General features: G+C 65.1%; 14 protein-coding genes and 2 tRNA genes. 11 read left to right on the top strand and 5 right to left on the bottom strand.

All coding sequences use genetic code 11. From position 1 onward, the window contains the following. Window positions 1-38: 38 nt before the first annotated feature. The 7 genes from gyrA (at window position 39) to VF34_RS13945 (ending at window position 8,709) form a co-directional block, all read left to right on the top strand. Window positions 39-2,582 carry a DNA gyrase subunit A gene (gyrA, locus tag VF34_RS13975; protein ID WP_027494992.1) on the top strand — a complete coding sequence of 848 codons (2,544 nt, stop codon included), beginning with the start codon at window positions 39-41 and terminating at the stop codon, window positions 2,580-2,582. Beyond that, the gene (locus VF34_RS25295) at window positions 2,583-3,974 is read left to right on the top strand and encodes a DUF3566 domain-containing protein (RefSeq protein ID WP_080733232.1); all 1,392 of its coding nucleotides are present in this window, start codon (window positions 2,583-2,585) and stop codon (window positions 3,972-3,974) included. A gap of 109 nt (window positions 3,975-4,083) precedes the next feature. Beyond that, window positions 4,084-4,157 (top strand) — tRNA-Ile (locus tag VF34_RS13965). A 190-nt stretch (window positions 4,158-4,347) separates the two neighbouring features. Continuing rightward, window positions 4,348-4,420 (top strand) — tRNA-Ala (locus tag VF34_RS13960). A 392-nt stretch (window positions 4,421-4,812) separates the two neighbouring features. Next, a complete protein-coding gene (locus VF34_RS13955; protein ID WP_032367964.1) occupies window positions 4,813-5,763 on the top strand; it encodes an acyl-ACP desaturase in 951 nt (316 codons plus the stop codon). 196 nt (window positions 5,764-5,959) lie between these two features. Then, a complete protein-coding gene (locus VF34_RS13950; RefSeq protein ID WP_230595162.1) occupies window positions 5,960-6,955 on the top strand; it encodes a GGDEF domain-containing protein in 996 nt (331 codons plus the stop codon). A gap of 122 nt (window positions 6,956-7,077) precedes the next feature. After that, window positions 7,078-8,709 (top strand): alpha/beta hydrolase, encoded by a 1,632-nt coding sequence (locus VF34_RS13945; RefSeq protein WP_052062923.1) that lies wholly within the window; start codon window positions 7,078-7,080, stop codon window positions 8,707-8,709. Here the strand turns inward: VF34_RS13945 and VF34_RS13940 are convergent. Next, entirely contained in the window at window positions 8,698-9,087 is a 390-nt protein-coding gene (locus VF34_RS13940) for a hypothetical protein (RefSeq protein WP_027494989.1), read from the bottom strand. The two genes, VF34_RS13945 and VF34_RS13940, sit on opposite strands and share 12 nt — an antisense overlap. A gap of 82 nt (window positions 9,088-9,169) precedes the next feature. Between VF34_RS13940 and VF34_RS13935 the strand changes: the two genes are divergently transcribed. Continuing rightward, complete coding sequence (locus VF34_RS13935) at window positions 9,170-9,706, top strand: peptidylprolyl isomerase (protein WP_094621787.1); 537 nt, start codon at window positions 9,170-9,172, stop codon at window positions 9,704-9,706. A 24-nt stretch (window positions 9,707-9,730) separates the two neighbouring features. After that, entirely contained in the window at window positions 9,731-10,648 is a 918-nt protein-coding gene (locus tag VF34_RS13930) for a rhomboid family intramembrane serine protease (protein WP_032373399.1), read from the top strand. A gap of 217 nt (window positions 10,649-10,865) precedes the next feature. Here VF34_RS13930 and VF34_RS13925 read toward each other — a convergent pair whose 3' ends face one another. Together VF34_RS13925 and crgA are read right to left on the bottom strand one after the other, a co-directional pair. Beyond that, window positions 10,866-11,351, bottom strand: a complete 486-nt coding sequence (locus VF34_RS13925; protein WP_045841529.1) for a PH domain-containing protein — start codon at window positions 11,349-11,351, stop codon at window positions 10,866-10,868. A 36-nt stretch (window positions 11,352-11,387) separates the two neighbouring features. Further along, entirely contained in the window at window positions 11,388-11,651 is a 264-nt protein-coding gene (gene crgA, locus VF34_RS13920; RefSeq protein ID WP_027494985.1) for a cell division protein CrgA, read from the bottom strand. Between the two features lie 203 nt (window positions 11,652-11,854). Here crgA and VF34_RS13915 point away from each other — a divergent pair, with 203 nt between their 5' ends. After that, entirely contained in the window at window positions 11,855-12,601 is a 747-nt protein-coding gene (locus VF34_RS13915) for a DUF881 domain-containing protein (RefSeq protein ID WP_032367617.1), read from the top strand. Between the two features lie 13 nt (window positions 12,602-12,614). Next, window positions 12,615-13,256, top strand: a complete 642-nt coding sequence (locus tag VF34_RS13910) for an aminodeoxychorismate/anthranilate synthase component II (RefSeq protein ID WP_032371409.1) — start codon at window positions 12,615-12,617, stop codon at window positions 13,254-13,256. Window positions 13,257-13,259: 3 nt separating this feature from the next. Here the strand turns inward: VF34_RS13910 and pknB are convergent, their stop codons facing one another. Both pknB and VF34_RS13900 read right to left on the bottom strand, forming a co-directional pair. Continuing rightward, window positions 13,260-15,194 carry a Stk1 family PASTA domain-containing Ser/Thr kinase gene (gene pknB / locus VF34_RS13905; RefSeq protein ID WP_032400892.1) on the bottom strand — a complete coding sequence of 645 codons (1,935 nt, stop codon included), beginning with the start codon at window positions 15,192-15,194 and terminating at the stop codon, window positions 13,260-13,262. Further along, on the bottom strand, window positions 15,191-16,570 hold the full coding sequence (locus VF34_RS13900) for a serine/threonine-protein kinase (RefSeq protein ID WP_045841528.1): 1,380 nt from the start codon (window positions 16,568-16,570) through the stop codon (window positions 15,191-15,193). The genes pknB and VF34_RS13900 overlap by 4 nt, the downstream gene beginning before the upstream one ends. Window position 16,571: the final 1 nt, after the last annotated feature.

Here is a 16,571-nt window from a genome sequence, read left to right as displayed (position 1 = left end):
GTCGGTGCGTCCGACGACCGTTTTCGAGGAGATCTTCTATGTCTGACATCACCGAACCGCCGGTCGGGCCCCCGCCGGGCTCGACCACCAACGCCGAGGGCGGCGACCGGATCGATCCGGTCGACATCCAGCAGGAAATGCAGCGCAGCTACATCGATTACGCGATGAGCGTCATCGTCGGCCGCGCGCTTCCCGAGGTCCGCGACGGTCTCAAGCCGGTGCACCGACGTGTGCTGTACGCGATGTACGACTCGGGCTTCCGTCCCGACCGTAGTTACGTGAAATCCGCACGGCCCGTTGCCGAAACGATGGGTAACTACCATCCCCACGGCGACACCTCGATCTACGACGCGCTCGTGCGTCTGGCTCAGCCGTGGTCGATGCGGTACCCACTGGTCGACGGCCAGGGCAACTTCGGCTCCCGCGGCAACGACGGTGCCGCCGCCATGCGATACACCGAAGCGCGTCTTACCCCGCTCGCCATGGAGATGCTGCGCGACATCGACGAGGAAACCGTCGACTTCATCCCCAACTACGACGGCAAAACCCAAGAGCCGACGGTACTTCCGTCACGCGTGCCGAACCTGTTGATGAACGGCTCCAACGGTATCGCCGTCGGTATGGCCACCAACATTCCGCCGCACAACCTGCGTGAACTCGGCGACGCGGTGTTCTGGGCCCTCGACAACTTCGAGGCCGACGAGGAAGCGACTCTCGCGGCCTGCATGGAACGCGTCAAGGGTCCCGACTTCCCCACCCACGGACTCATCGTCGGCGGCCAGGGAATTCAGGATGCGTACTCGACCGGCCGCGGTTCGATCCGCATGCGCGGCGTCGTCGAGATCGAGGAAGACTCCAACGGTCGCACGACGATTGTCATCACCGAACTGCCCTTCCAGGTCAACCCCGACAACCTGATCACCTCGATCGCCGAGCAGGTTCGCGACGGCAAGTTGTCCGGTATCTCGAAGATCGACGACGAGTCCTCGGACCGCGTCGGTATGCGCATCGTCGTGACGATCAAGCGCGACGCCGTCGCCAAGGTCGTGCTCAACAACCTCTACAAGCACTCGCAGCTGCAGACCAGCTTCGGTGCCAACATGCTCTCGATCGTCGACGGCGTGCCGCGCACCCTGCGGCTCGATCAGATGATCCGGTACTACGTCACTCACCAACTCGACGTCATCGTTCGTCGTACGCGGTACCGCCTGCGCAGAGCCGAGGAGCGGGCCCACATTCTGCGCGGTCTCGTGAAGGCGCTCGACGCGTTGGACGAGGTCATCGCCCTCATCCGTGCGTCGCAGACGGTCGATCTCGCCAAGCAGGGCTTGATCGATCTGCTCGACATCGACGAGATCCAGGCGCAGGCAATTCTCGACATGCAGCTGCGGCGCCTCGCAGCCCTCGAGCGCCAGAAGATCATCGACGAGTTGGCCGAACTCGAACGCACCATCGCCGACCTGCAGGACATTCTGGCCAAGCCGGAGCGTCAGCGTCAGATCGTGCGAGACGAACTGGCCGAGATCGTCGAGAAGTTCGGCGACGACCGTCGCACGCGCATCATCGCTGCCGACGGCGACGTCAACGACGAAGATCTGATCGCCCGGGAGAACGTGGTCGTCACGATCACCGAAACCGGATACGCCAAGCGCACCAGAACCGATCTGTACCGGTCGCAGAAGCGCGGCGGCAAGGGCGTGCAGGGAGCAGGCCTCAAGCAGGACGACATCGTCAGCAAGTTCTTCGTCTGCTCGACGCACGACTGGATCCTGTTCTTCACCACCAAGGGACGCGTCTACCGGGCCAAGGCGTACGAGCTGCCCGAGGCCAACCGCACGGCGCGCGGACAGCACGTCGCGAACCTGCTGGCGTTCCAGCCCGACGAACGCATCGCACAGGTCATCCAGATCAAGACCTACGAAGATGCTCCCTACCTGGTGCTCGCCACCAAGGGCGGTCTGGTCAAGAAGTCGCGTCTGACCGACTTCGACTCCAACCGCAGCGGCGGCATCGTGGCCGTCAACCTCCGCGGCGAGGACGAGTTGGTCGGGGCAGTTCTGGCGTCGTCCGACGACGACCTGCTGCTCGTCTCGGCTCAAGGCCAATCGATCCGATTCTCGGCCACCGACGAGGTACTGCGACCCATGGGCCGCGCCACCTCCGGTGTCCAGGGCATGCGCTTCAACGGCGAAGACGAGCTGCTCTCGCTCAACGTGGTCAGCGAGAACAAGTTCCTGCTGGTCGCGACGTCGGGCGGTTATTCCAAGCGCACCGCGATGGAGGACTACCCGCAGCAGGGCCGCGGCGGAAAGGGAGTACTGACAATCCAGTACGACCCCAAGCGTGGCACGCTGGTGGGAGCTCTCATCGTCGACGACGAGGACGAGCTGTACGCCATCACGTCCAGTGGTGGCGTCATCCGGACCGCTGCCAAGCAGGTTCGGAAAGCCGGCCGACAGACCAAGGGCGTGCGGTTGATGAATCTCGGTGAAGGCGACACACTGCTCGCGATAGCGCGCAACGCCGACGAGATCGAACCGGACGCAGCAGGTCCCGAAGACGATGCACCGAAGGAGTCGTAAGTGAGCACTCCCAACCGGCCTGGCAGCAGGCCCGGCCCCACGGGTGGACCGGACAGCAGGGACGCTGCGCAGACCGAGCAGCCATCGCGTCCGGCACCCCCCGAAGGTGCCCGACCGGGAAGTCGCCCCCAGCCGGCGACGCGTCCGGCACCCGCGGCCGGGCGAGGACCGGCACCGCAGCAGGGTGCTCGGCCACCGGCACGCCCGACACAGGGTGGTCCGGCCGGCCCGCCTCGTCCGACGCAGGGACCGCCGCCGCAGCGCCCACCGGCACCGCAGGGTCAGCCGGGTTCTCAGGGTCAGCCGGCACCTCAGGGACCGCCGCCGCGAGCACCTCAGCAGGGCCCGGCACCGCAGGGTCCGGCTCAGTCTCGCCCGCCACAGGCGGCCAACGGTCGGCCCGGTGAGCCGGGTACCGCAAACGCCGACGGCGGTCGCCCCGCCAACGGCCAGCCGCCGCAGGGTCAGGGACCGTCCGGTCCCGCATCGCCGCCGCGTCCCGCCAATGACGCTGCTCCGGCCGCCGAGGGGTCAGCCGAGTCGAAGGCTCCGGCACCGACCCAGGCGATACCGACTCAACGCGGAGACGGCCCGCAGGGCGGTTCCGGCACTCCGCCCTGGCAGCGCGGCCCCGGCCAGCGTCCGGCACAGCAGGGGCCCGACGACCGTCAGCAGCCCCAGAACCAACCTCAGACGAACCTGTCCGGGCGCGGCACCGCACTGCCGGCAACAGGTGAGTTCGATCGTTCGACAGCGGCAGCTGCAGCCGCCTCGGCAGCGCCGGGCCAGCGTGAATCGGGCCAGCGTGAATCGGGCGAGCGTGAATCGGGCGAGCGTGAATCGGGTGGGGACAAGACCGAACGACGCGAGGCAGCGCGGTCGAAAGCGGCCGTGATCGACGGACCGACTCGGCACATCGAGCGCAAGGATCTGGCGAAGGACATGCCGGATCTGTCCGCCACCCGGCATCCCGAGCCGACGGCAGCCGATCGAGCAGCCCCCACCGCCATCACGGCGGTACCCAGCGCGGACGGCGATCCTCTGCGGGCGACGATCCAGATTCGTAAGATCGATCCTTGGTCGACGCTCAAGATCGCACTGGTCATCGCTGTGTCGCTGTTCTTCGTGTGGATGGTGGCCGTCGGCCTGCTGTACGCCGTGCTCGACGGCATGGGTGTGTGGGACCGACTCAACAGTGCCTTCACCGAGATCGTCAATGAATCCGGCGACGGCGGACTCGTCAGCGCCGGTCAGGTGTTCGGCTACGCGGCAGTGATCGGTGTGATCAATGTCGTACTGTTCACCGCACTCACCACGATCGGTGCCTTCATCTACAACCTGTCGTCGGACCTGGTCGGCGGCCTCGAAGTGACGCTGGCAGATCGCGACTGACCAGCACGAACGACTGCCGTATCGGGCCGTTTTGGAAGACAGCGGCCCGATACGGTAATCTCATCCCTCGGTTCGAGGAGAGCAATTCTTCGGCCCGAAGCAGTATCGAGGGCCTATAGCTCAGGCGGTTAGAGCGCTTCCCTGATAAGGAAGAGGTCGGAGGTTCAAGTCCTCCTAGGCCCACACCGAACGAACGAAAAGAGGCAGGACGTGAAAATCCTTCTTCTTGTTGCTTCGGTGGTGATCGCAGTGCTGACAGTATCGAAGGTGCGCTCCACGCGCAGCTCGGAAGGCGTCTGGCACAGCATCTCCACCGGGTGACAATCGCTCGGAGAGAACGTGTAAAGTTCGTGCACGTTCGACAGCAACACCCGGGGCCTTAGCTCAGTTGGTAGAGCGCTGCCTTTGCAAGGCAGATGTCAGGAGTTCGAATCTCCTAGGCTCCACAATCAAAAGGACGTCCATTCCGATGGGCGTCCTTTTTCGTGTCTGCACCCGACTGCCGCTCACCCCAAGTCCACTAGATGTGACATTGACCCCCGAAAAGTCCACCGAACGTGACATTGAGTCCCGGCCGAGTGGCAGGGATGCGTCGACCACTGTTGTGACTCGGACCAACCGCTGTCGAGATCGGTGCCCAGATATCCAGATCATTGTTGGATTCGTTTCGCATCACGTCCGCGGTCCCTAGCGTTCTTCGGGTACAGCAGCGTCGGTTCTCGGATCGACGGGACAGGTCGCGACGGCGCACCGCAGGGGGGTGTGCCGTCGTTCGATCTCGGCGTCTCGGATCGGTCTTCGGTTCGGGCGTCTCATATTTCTCGGAGGAGCCCCACAGATGACGCGTGTTCTCGATCATGAAGAGCTGTTGACCGAACTCGACGGCACGTTGGAAGCCAACCTGAATCGCCATCTGTCGATGGCGAAGGAGTGGCATCCGCATGATTACGTGCCGTGGGATCTGGGTCGCAATTTTGCAGCAATGGGCGGAGAGGACTGGTCGCTGGAGCAGTCGTCTTTGTCGGAGTTGGCTCGTACAGCGATGATCACCAATCTGTTGACCGAAGACAATCTGCCGTCGTACCACCGCGGTCTGGCCGACAACTTCTCGTTGGACGGAGCCTGGGGCACCTGGGTGGGCCGTTGGACCGCGGAGGAGAACCGTCACGGGATCGTGATGCGCGACTATCTGGTCGTCACACGCGCCGTCGACCCGGTCGAGCTGGAGCGGGCTCGGATGCACCACATGACGGTCGGAGTCGATGCCCCGATGGACGGCTCCAACTTCTTGCATTCGGTGGCGTACGTGACGTTCCAGGAGCTCGCGACGCGCGTGTCCCACCGCAACACGGGTCTGGCCTGTGGTGACCCGATCGCCGATCGAATGCTGGCCAGGGTGGCCGCCGACGAGAATTTGCACATGATCTTCTACCGGAACCTCGGCGAGGCGTCGCTCGACCTGGTCCCGGACCAGATGGTCCGTGCCATCGCCGATGTCGCGACGGACTTTCAGATGCCGGGACTGAACATGCCGAACTTCCGCAAGAACGCCATGATCCTGGCGAAGCACGGGATCTACGATCTCCGCCAGCATTTGGACGAGGTGCTGATGCCGGTGTTGCGGAAATGGAACATCTTCGAGCGCAACGACTTCAGTGGTGAGGGCGAACGCGATCGCGATCGTCTGGCCGCATTCGTCCAGGATCTCGAGGCGAAGGCGACGAAGTTCGAGGAATCACGCGATCGCCTGTTGGCGCGGGAGGCAGCGCGGGCCGAGAAAGCGTCCTGACCTGCTACGGAATCGCTGCTGCGGGTCGTGATCGAAGCTCGGAGGTGTTAGAGTCCGGTCACGGGTGGGCCCGATGAGGCGATGGTCGTAGTGCGTGGGGAGGGCCGATGGTGCCTGGGGGGAATCGCGTGAGCGGTGGTGTCCGGTTCGTTGCGTGCCTCGGTGAGGCGTCACGCGTAGTCGACGGTGTCTGCTGGTGAGCAGATTCAGGTTCGACGAGTCCGGCCGGATGCTGGCGGTATTCGCCGCGGTGACCACGGTTCTCTACATCGCGAACGGCATTGCATCGTGGTCGGACCTGTCCAACCCGCAGCAGCTCTTCGCCGCGCTCGCAGTGGTTCTGGGGCCGGCGGCGATCGTTGTTCTCGCCCGGGCAGGAGCGCCGAGTCCCAAGCATGTGGTCGGGATCGCCACCGCTCTGTCGGTGGGCGCGCTTGCCTGTGCATTGGGTAGTAGTAACACGATGCCCGCGTTCTTGATCTGCGTGCAAGCGGCGATGTTCCTCGGCATGCACATCGGGGCATTCTGGTCCGAGCGCGACGCTGGAATATGGGTTGCGGTGCTGGCCGTGTCTGCGGTCGTGGGTGCCGCCGTCGCCCCCTACGGCACGCCCTTCATCAGCTACATTCTGGTCGCCCTCGGCATCGTCGGCGCAACGGAAGTGTTCGGTGTGTTCGCGCGTCGAATGCGGTATTCGGCCACTCATGACGCGTTGACGGGCCTGCTCAATCGATTCGGTTTCGAGTCGAAGATCGAGAAGATGTTGCCCGCGTGCGCCGCTCGTGGTCTGACGGTCAGTCTGGCGGTGCTCGATCTCGACAACTTCAAGGAGATCAACGACGAGTACGGCCACATTGCCGGCGACGTGTTGCTCACTCGCGTCTCGAAGGCGTGGAAGGGGCAACTGACGAAACGGGATGTTCTGGGCCGGCTCGGCGGAGACGAATTCGTCCTGTTCATGCCAGGGGTTCTCGAGGCCGAAGCCTGGCAGGTCATCGACGGCTTGCGCCGATCCCATCGAGCCGAGTGGAGCGTCGGTCTGGCCTGTATGCCTGCCGGCCGCCGGTGGGGTGAGATCTACCGCGCCGCGGACGCAGACCTGTACCGCGCCAAGCGGAGTCGTCCCCCGAAGGCGTCTCGCCATACCGAGCCCGGCGACGGACATCGCGGGCCGGTACGCAGAATCGTGTAGCGATACACCGATATGCCCGTCATCCCCAGATTTCATCCACAGCCTGGGGATAGATTTCTCGCTGCACCGTCTCGCTGACGTTGACTCGTCGAGTACGACGACAACTCTGCGGGGGGATTGCGATGGTCACGCTCGATGACGTCAGATCATGGGACAGTCAGGCGCTGACCGCCGTCTCGAATCAGTTCATGCACCGTTGGCGCGAATTGACCGCCGTGCACAGCTCACTGCTGGAGACCGTCGTCGACGACGGATGGCAGGGCCCCGCGGCAACGGCATACCGAGATGCCATCGGAGCTCTCCGTGCGCAGGTGGGGGACTGTGCGACGGAGCTACTGCGGGTAGCGCTGTGCACCGCTCCGGCGGCCATCGACATGGCCGGACTCGTCTCGGCGCTGACCGCTCTGGAATCGAACGCCGCGCGCGAGCACTTCGATATCCGACGCGACGGTTCGGTGACCGACGTGCTGACGTCGTATTCGGTTGCGCAGCAGGACCTGTCGTCGACCATTCGCGATCGGCGTCGCCGTTGCACCGAGTTGGCCGAACGCATCACCCAACTGATGCGAGCCGCGACCGCGTTCGACGACGACCTTGCCCGACGCCTCGCCGGCGACATCTCACCGGTAAAACTGACCACGGCAGGGGTATCGATAGTGCCGGTCGCTGGGAGCCCGGCCACGAATGCGGCGTTCTGGAGCGCACTCTCGCCCGCCGAGCGCACTCGACTGCTCGTCGAGCACCCGGCTCTCATCGGTAATCTCGACGGCGTGCCGGGTCGAATTCGGGATTCAGCGAACCGTCGGGTACTTGCCAGTGAGCGCCTCCGACTGCAGGCTGTGGCGGATGAACTCAGAAAACAGTTGCAGGACAACACTTTCGGAGGAATGTTCAGTGATGCCGACGCCGGCTTGGAACAGACGCTAACACGGTTGCGTTCGCTCGACGCGATCGAGAGCACTCTGGCGCAGGGTGACAGGCAACTGTTGGCGCTCGACAATTCGACGTATGCAGAGACCACTGCCGCGATCGTGGTGGGTGACGTCGACACGGCAACACACGTGGCGGTGTTCGTACCCGGCCTCGGCTCGACCGTCCACGGAGACGCGGTACGTTACGACGGCGACCTGGAAAATCTCAAAAGTGCTGTGGAGCAGACAGTTTCGGAGGATCCGCCGCCCACCGTCGCAGCCGTGACGTGGATGAACTACCAGGCACCACAGCTGGGATGGGGCCTGCTCGATCCCGATCGGACCGTCGTATCCGATGCAGCAGCGCACGCGGGGGCGACGCGATTGGTGCCCTTTCTGGAGGGCCTCGATGCGGCCCGGTCGAACGATCCACATCTGTCGGTGCTCGCACACTCGTACGGATCATTGACCGCAGCCGCTGCCCTGCAAGAAAGCACCGGCGTCGACGAGTTCGTGGCCCTCGGATCACCTGGCCTCGGCACCGACAGTGTGACCGACCTACAGGTTCCCGACGGTCACGTTTTCGCGGCGGAGGCGCGCGGGGACATCGTTGCCGACATCGGTGCCTTCGGTCGCGATCCCGGCACACTCGATGGAGTGACCCAACTGGCGACCGACGAGGGCGACGGGCGTCCGGGCACGACAGGTCACGGCGACTACCTCACGGACGGTTCGAGCGTCGAACACAACGTCGCGCTGGTCGTCGCCGGCCGGGGTGACGATGCAGAAACCAAGCCCCGGCCGGGCCTGTTCGATCTACTACAGAAGCTTCTATACCTGTGACGTCGACTCGTCTTCGTAATCGACCAAGCTGGGCGGCGCATCTGCGGGCGGCGGCACCTCGTGGCGGCGACGGCTGAGGTAGAACACGACACCTCCGACGACGACAGCGGCAGCTCCGAGCGCCAAGACGCGACGCTTGTTTCCCGGCGTCCGATCAGTCGTGAGAGCTGCCTTGGTCAGATCGGCCCGGGCAATGCGCTCGGCAGTCGCCGCGCGACGCTGCGCAGCCTGCTTACGCGCCAGACCGTAGCCGCGCTTGGCGAGCAACAGGCCCACTCCGGCAGGGCCCTTGCTCACGACGGAAGCGGCACCGAGCAGCGTCGACGCCGCCGTACCGGTGGAGGAGTGAACCCGCTCGGTCTTCGTTGTGCTCGTCATGCCCTCACTGTTCCACAACAGCGCCCCGATCGACCCTCCCGATACACCACCTGTGAACTACCCGGTCGCTCGAGATGGCACGATGGTGAGCGTGACTTCACCAAACAAGACCCAAACGGCAACGCTGCACACCAACCGCGGCGACATCGTCATCGAACTGTTCGGCAATCACGCCCCCAAGACCGTCGCGAACTTCGTCGGTCTCGCGGACGGGTCGAAGGAATACACGACGCAGAACGCGTCGGGTGCCAAGACCGGACCGTTCTACGACGGCGCAGTCTTCCACCGCGTCATCGACGGTTTCATGATCCAGGGCGGCGACCCGACCGGAACCGGCACCGGCGGACCGGGCTACAAGTTCGAGGACGAGTTCCACCCGGAGCTCTCCTTCGACCGCCCCTACCTGCTGGCCATGGCGAACGCAGGCCCCGGCACCAACGGCTCGCAGTTCTTCATCACCACCGGCAAGACCCCGCACCTCAACCGCAAGCACAGCATCTTCGGTGAGGTCACGGACGAGGCGTCCAAGAAGGTCGTCGACGCCATCTCGAGCACGCAGGTCGGCCGCGGCGATCGCCCCGTGGAAGAGGTCGTCATCAACAGCATCACCATCGCCTGATTCGGTTGTAGAAGGAATTACACGATGACAAACCCCGGCTGGGGTGGCGCGTACGGCGACCAGCCCAACCCACCCCAGTCGGTGTGCGTCAGACATCCCGATCGCCCGACCGGCCTGGCCTGCTCTCGATGCGGCCGGCCCGCGTGCCCACAGTGCCTGCAGCCCGCGGCCGTCGGGCAACACTGTGTCGACTGTGTGCGCGACGGCAACAAGAACGTCCGGACCGCACGTACGGTCGCCGGCGCGCCGATGACACGCTCGGCCAAGACACCCCTGACCTTCGCGCTGATCGCGATCAACGTCGTGATCTTCGGTATCACCGCCGCTCAATCCGGCGACCTCATGAGCAATTTCCGCGGATCCTCGCTGGCCGACGCCTGGGCACTGAACAGCCTGCTGGTCGCGGACGGCGATGTGTGGCGCCTCCTCAGCAGCGGGTTCATCCACATAGGACCCATTCACCTGCTGGTGAACATGTTCGCCCTCTACATCATCGGCCGAGACGTCGAACTGGTGCTGGGCCGCAGCCGCTATCTCGCCGTCTACTTCCTGTCGCTGCTCGGCGGCAGCGCATCGGTCCTGCTGTTCGAGAACCCCCTCGCCGCCACCGCCGGCGCGTCGGGTGCCGTATTCGGATTGCTCGGTGCGCAGGCCATCATTCTGCTGCGACTCAAGCGCTCCCCGACCCCGGTCCTGATCGTGATCGCGTTGAACATCTTCATCAGCATCTCCATCCCCAGCATCTCGCTGTGGGGCCACATGGGCGGACTGGTCGCCGGAGCGGCAGCCACCGCCGGATTGGTGTTCCTACCCAACCGCAACGGCGCGCAGCCTCGTGCCGGGATATCCCTCGCCTGGCTCTCCGTGGCCGCAGTAGCCCTGATAGCCCTGGGCACCATCGCGGTCCGAGTCCTCGACCTGCGCGCGCAAGTGGGCCTCTGAAGTCCACTAGATGTGCCATTGACCCCCGAAAAGGCCACTGGACGTCACATTGACTCCCGACGATGCCGATCGCGAGCTCGGCATTTACCACGGGCTGCTGGCTGGTGCCCGGCAGCTTTGCGACGCTCACTGGTCCACTAGATGTGCCATTGACCCCCGAAAAGTCCACTGAACGTCACATTGAGTACCCCCGGAGGGGGTCCGGGACGGTGGGCGGTCAGTTGTTCGGCGGCACCAGACCGTAGGTGTCGAGTACCTCGAACACGTCGCGTGGGTCGGCTCCCAGGTCCCATCGACCGAAGATGATGAGTCGATCGTCGTCCTCGTCGGGTGGGCGGACGTCCAGTTCGAGCATCGGCACTCGTCGTCCCAGTCTCGGGTAGCGGACCACTTTGATTTGGACGATGTCGGCGCGCGAGTACGTACGTGTGCCGGTGAGTCGTTTCATCACCAGGGAGCCGTCGGGTGTGATGGCGAGTCGGGGGCGTTGTGCGGCCGCGAGGGCTGCCATCACCCAGGTTCCGACGGCGGCGAGTCCGACGAGGAAGGTTCCGGCGGCGTCCGAGGAGGCGAGGACGGCACCGATGGCGAGTGCGATACCGCCTGCCACCAGCGCGCCGACGGCTACGGCCGGCGTCGCCCATCGGTGTTCGTACACACCCTGTGGATGGTTGGGAAAGTTATCCACAGGGTTTATCCACATTGGGGATGAATGACATGGGTGTAACTCGGCAGGCTCTCAGCGCCATCGCATGGTCATGACGAGGCCGACGACCATGAAGCCGAATCCGATGAGGAAGTTGTACGCACCGAGGTTGCCGATGAACGAGATGTCTTCCTGGGCCAGGTAGTACACGATCAGCCACAGCAGCCCTACCAGCATGAATCCGAGCATCAGGACCACGTACCAGACCGGCGACGGGCCGGCGTTGACCTTCACCGGCGTGCGGTTGGCCGGGTTGATCGTGTAGTCGTTCTTCTTCCGTACCTTCGACTTCGGCATTGCGTCCTCTTCGTGTTCTTGACGGTCATCGGCGTGCGCCGTGCCTGTGGACAACTGACGGTGACAACCTGTGGATCGATCGAGTTGCGTGCATCCCCAGGTTATTGTCTCCCGGAGAGCCGTGGCGGTCATCCACCCGGTTTGTAGTACACGCTAACTCAGATCAGCGCAGCACCGACCTACCGAACAGTGGCGAGCACTCTGTGAGACGACGATCGACCGATTCCTCCGAGACCCGATGGTGGGTGCTCGCTGTGGCGGTGTGCGCTGTGGTCGGTCTGCTGCTCGGAACCACGAGACATGCCTCGGACGGCAACGAGTTGCGGGGCGGCGACACGACACGGCTCGCCGATCTGGTCGATTCGGCCCAGAGAAGCAGCGACGATGCGCTGCGCAGTAGAGATGCGCTGGAGCAGCAGGTCGATCTCCTGCAGCAGCGTACGGCGGCGGGCGACTCCGAGGTGGCCGACGCGTTGGCCCGGGTCGACGCCCTCTCGGACGCGGCGGGCCGGGAGGAGGCGTCCGGCACGGGGTTGACGGTGACGATGGCCGACGCTCCACGCGGTCCCGACGGGTCGTATGCGTCCGACGCGTCTCCGGACGACCTGGTGGTTCATCAGGTCGACGTGCAGAGTGTCCTCAACGCCCTGTGGGCCGGCGGGGCGTCGGCGATGGCGATGCAGGATCAGCGCTTGGTGGCGTCGTCAGCGCCGCGGTGTATCGGGAACACGCTGCTACTGGGCGGCCGGACGTACAGTCCGCCGTACGTGATGACGGCTCTCGGCGACCCGGATCGACTGCGGGCGGCGCTGGACAACGAGCCCGGGGTGCGGCTGTACGAGCAGTATGCGTTGCGCTACGGCCTGCGCTACGAGGTCGCGGCCTACCAGAACCTCTCGGTTCCGGCGTACACCGAATCGGTGCGCATGCGTTTCGCGGAGCCGCGCTGAGTACGCTGTCGACATGCGCATTCTCGTCGTCGACAACTACGACAGCTTCGTCTTCAACCTCGTCCAGTACCTGGGCCAGTTGAACGCCGAGGTCGAGGTGTGGCGCAACGACGACGAGCGACTCGCCGATCGCGACGCTGTCGCCGCGGAGTTCGACGGCATTCTGCTCAGCCCGGGCCCGGGAACCCCGCAGCGCGCCGGGGCCACGATGGACCTGGTCTCGGCGAGCGCGCGGGCCAAAACTCCACTGCTCGGTGTGTGTCTGGGCCATCAGGCCATCGGAGCCGCGTTCGGCGCCACGGTCGAGAAGGCCCCGGAGTTGCTGCACGGTAAGACCAGCCTCGTCCATCACACCGGCGTCGGTGTCCTGGAAGGGATGGGCGAGCCGTTCACGGCCACCCGCTATCACTCGCTGACCGTCCGCGAGGACACCATCCCCGCGGAACTCGAGATCATCGGCCGTACCGAGTCCGGTCTGGTGATGGCCATGAGGCACACCGAGCTACCCATTCACGGCGTGCAGTTCCATCCGGAGTCCATCCTCACCGAGGGCGGGCACCGGATGCTGGCCAACTGGCTCGCAGTGTGCGGTATGCCCACCGATTCCGGTTTGGTGGGAACCCTGGAGGCGCAGGTCGCCGAGGCCTTCGCCTGATCGCTAACGCCCGGGGATACCCAGGGCACCGATGCTGATCGTGACGGTGTCGGACTTGCTGATCTCGGACCCTGCCGGCTGCGTCTGATTCACCACCCGCCCGACCATCAACGGATCCAGCGTCGCTTCCCTTGTCGCCGTCAGTTCCGCTGCCGTGCCCGTCCAGCCGGCCGACTGCAGCGCGGCCAACGCCTGCGCCTCGGTCAGACCGGCGAGGTCGGGCATGGGGATCTTGTCGCCGTTCGACACGCGCAGCGTGACGACGGTGTTCTCGGTGACGTTGGTGCCGCCCACGGGGTCTGTGGAGACGACCTGACCCGTCGGCTGTCCCGAGTCGATGTTCTGGACCTGGACGCGCAGTCCGGCTCCCTCGACGTTCGGCTGCGCCACGTTCACGAGTTGCCCGACGACATCGGGCATCCGAACCTGCGCGGGCCCGGTGCCCAGCGTGATGCGGACCTGCGAGTTGGCGTTCATACTCACGCCCGACGACGGATTCTGCTCGACGACCTTGTCGAGGTTCTCGGGTGACGACGGAGCACGGGCGACGGTGGCATCGAGCTGGAGGCCCACCTCGTTCAGTGCATCCGACGCCTGCTGCTGGGTGAGGCCGGTCAGTCGAGGAACCTGCACCTGCTGCGGTCCGGAGGACACGTCGAGCTGGATGTTCCCCGGCGATTCGGTCTGTGATCCGGCCGCCGGATTGGTGCCGATGGCCGAGCCTTCCGGAATCGCCGCGTCGGGCTTCTCCTGGATGCTCACTCGCAGGCCGGCTTCTTCGAGTTGACGCTGCGCCTCGTCTGCGGACAGCCCGACGACGGTGGGCACGGCGACGGTCTTGGGGTCGGCACCGGGACCGAGCGACCACAGGAAGGCACCGACGATAGCGACGACGATGATCGCGGCCGCCGAGATCAACGCGATCTTGAGGCCGCGGCGGTTCTTCGGTTCCTCGTAGTCCTCCGTGTGGCGTGACGACCGAGGTGCCGCGGTAGCGGCGGGCTTGTCCTTGCCGGAGAAATCGGCCTGACGAGAATCGACGGAGCCGAGGATGGTGGTTCGATCCTCGTCGTTCATCACCATGGGCGCACTCGGGCGCTGTCCACCCAGAACGCGGACCAGGTCGGTACGCATCTCGGCGGCGCTCTGGTAGCGATTGGCCGGGTTCTTGGCCATTGCCTTGAGGATGATCGAGTCGAGTTCGCGTGGGACGGTGTCGTTGACCAGCGACGGCAGCTGGGGGTCTTCACGGACGTGCTGGTAGGCGACGGCGACCGGCGAATCCCCCTTGAACGGCGGCTCGCCGGTGAGGATCTCGAACAGCACGCACCCGAGCGAGTAGACGTCCGAACGCGCATCGACCTGTTCCCCGCGGGCCTGCTCGGGCGAGAGGTACTGCGCGGTTCCGATCACGGCGGCGGTCTGAGTCATCGGCGAGGACGAGTCGGCGATGGCACGGGCGATGCCGAAGTCCATCACCTTCACCGCGCCTGCATTGTTGATCATGATGTTGGCGGGTTTGACGTCGCGGTGCACGATGCCGTTGCGGTGGCTGAAATCGAGCGCAGCACAGACGTCGGCGATGACCTCCATGGCCCGACGCGGCTCCATGGGTCCTTCGGCGCGCACGATGTCGCGCAGCGTGTCGCCCTCGACGTATTCCATGACGATGAACGGGAGCGGACCGGCTTCGGTCTCCGCTTCACCGGTGTCGTAGACGGCGACGATGGCGGGGTGATTGAGCGCAGCAGCGTTCTGTGCCTCACGTCGGAACCTGAGGTAGAACGTGGGGTCGCGAGCGAGGTCGGCGCGCAGAACCTTGATGGCGACGTCACGATCGAGTCGTGTGTCCCGAGCGAGGTGAACCTCGGACATACCGCCGAAACCGAGTATCTCGCCCAGCTCGTAGCGAGAGGAGAGCGTACGGGGAGTCGTCATCGTTGTCCTTGTGGTGCTTGCGGGAACGGAATCTCGATCAGCGGCCTGCGAGTCGTCGTCTGGGTGGGCTGCGCCGAGGTCGTCGTGCTCTCTTCGGTGGTCGTCGGCTCCTCCGAGGTGGTGGTGGTGGTCGTCGTGGTGGTGGTCGTCGTTTCTTCTGTGGTCGTGGTTTCTTCGGTGGTGGTCGTCGGCTCGGTGGTCGTTGTGGTCGTGGTCGTCGGCTGCGTGGTGGTCGTGGGCTGCACGAACGGTGTCGGCGAGTCGTCCCTGCCACCGGTCAGCAGTACGTAACCGCCGATCAGGATGGCCAACAGCAGGAGCGCGCCGCCGCCCCAGGCCAACGCCTTCTGTGCCGAGGACATGCCGGTCTGCTCGGGAACCGCTGCAGCTGCAGTGCCGGTAGCCGGGCCCCGGTAATCCCGTTGCGAGGTCGGCATCATCTGGGTGCTCGACGGCGGAGGCGGCTGCGGACTGGGCACGACGCCGGGCATCATGACTCTCCCGGTTCCGGTACCGCGCGAGTTGCCGGGTGCAGGCGGCCGGCGGCCGGCCCGAACTGCGGCGACGGCGTCGGCGAATTCACCGCCGTTGGCGTACCGGGCGGCCGGATCCTTGACCATCGTGATCTCGATGAGCTCACGGACGGCAGGTGGTAGGTCGACCGGCATGGGTGCCGGTGCTTCGCGGACGTGCTTCATGGCGACGGTCAAGGCGCCGTCGCCCACGAAAGGCCGTGTGCCCGCCAGTACTTCGTATCCGACGACGCCGAGTGAGTAGACGTCGGATGCCGAGGTTGCCTCTTCGCCGAGGGCTTGCTCGGGAGCGATGTACTGGGCGGTGCCCATGACCATTCCGGTCTTGGTGACCGGGGAGGCGTCGACGGCCTTGGCGATGCCGAAGTCGGTGATCTTGACCTGCCCGGTGGGGGTGATCAGGATGTTGCCGGGCTTGACGTCGCGGTGGACGACCCCTGCCGTGTGCGCGATCTGCAGTGCGCGCCCGGTTTGTTCGAGCATGTCGAGGGCATGGCCGAGCGGCAGGCGCGACATGCGACCCAGCACTGCGTTGAGGGGTTCGCCGTTGACCAGTTCCATCACCAGGTAGGCGAGCGATTCGCCTGCACCGTCGCGGGTCTCGCCGTAGTCGTACACCCCGGCGATTCCGGGGTAGTTCAGCTGAGCGGTGGTACGGGCCTCGAACCTGAAGCGCTGCAAGAACTCCGGGTCCTCGGAGAACTCGGCTTTGAGTACCTTCACGGCGACACGGCGGTCGAGGCGATTGTCCATCGCCTCCCAGACCTGTCCCATGCCGCCGGTGGCGATGAGGCGCAGCAGTCTGTAGCGCTGCGCGATGACGGCTCCGTTACTCAGTGGCACC

It is taken from the genome of Rhodococcus sp. PML026 (assembly GCF_000963615.1).
In the GTDB taxonomy this organism is placed as follows: domain Bacteria; phylum Actinomycetota; class Actinomycetes; order Mycobacteriales; family Mycobacteriaceae; genus Rhodococcoides; species Rhodococcoides fascians.
The sequence above is the reverse complement of the archived record's forward strand: the minus strand, read 5'-3'. Positions and strand labels throughout refer to the sequence as shown.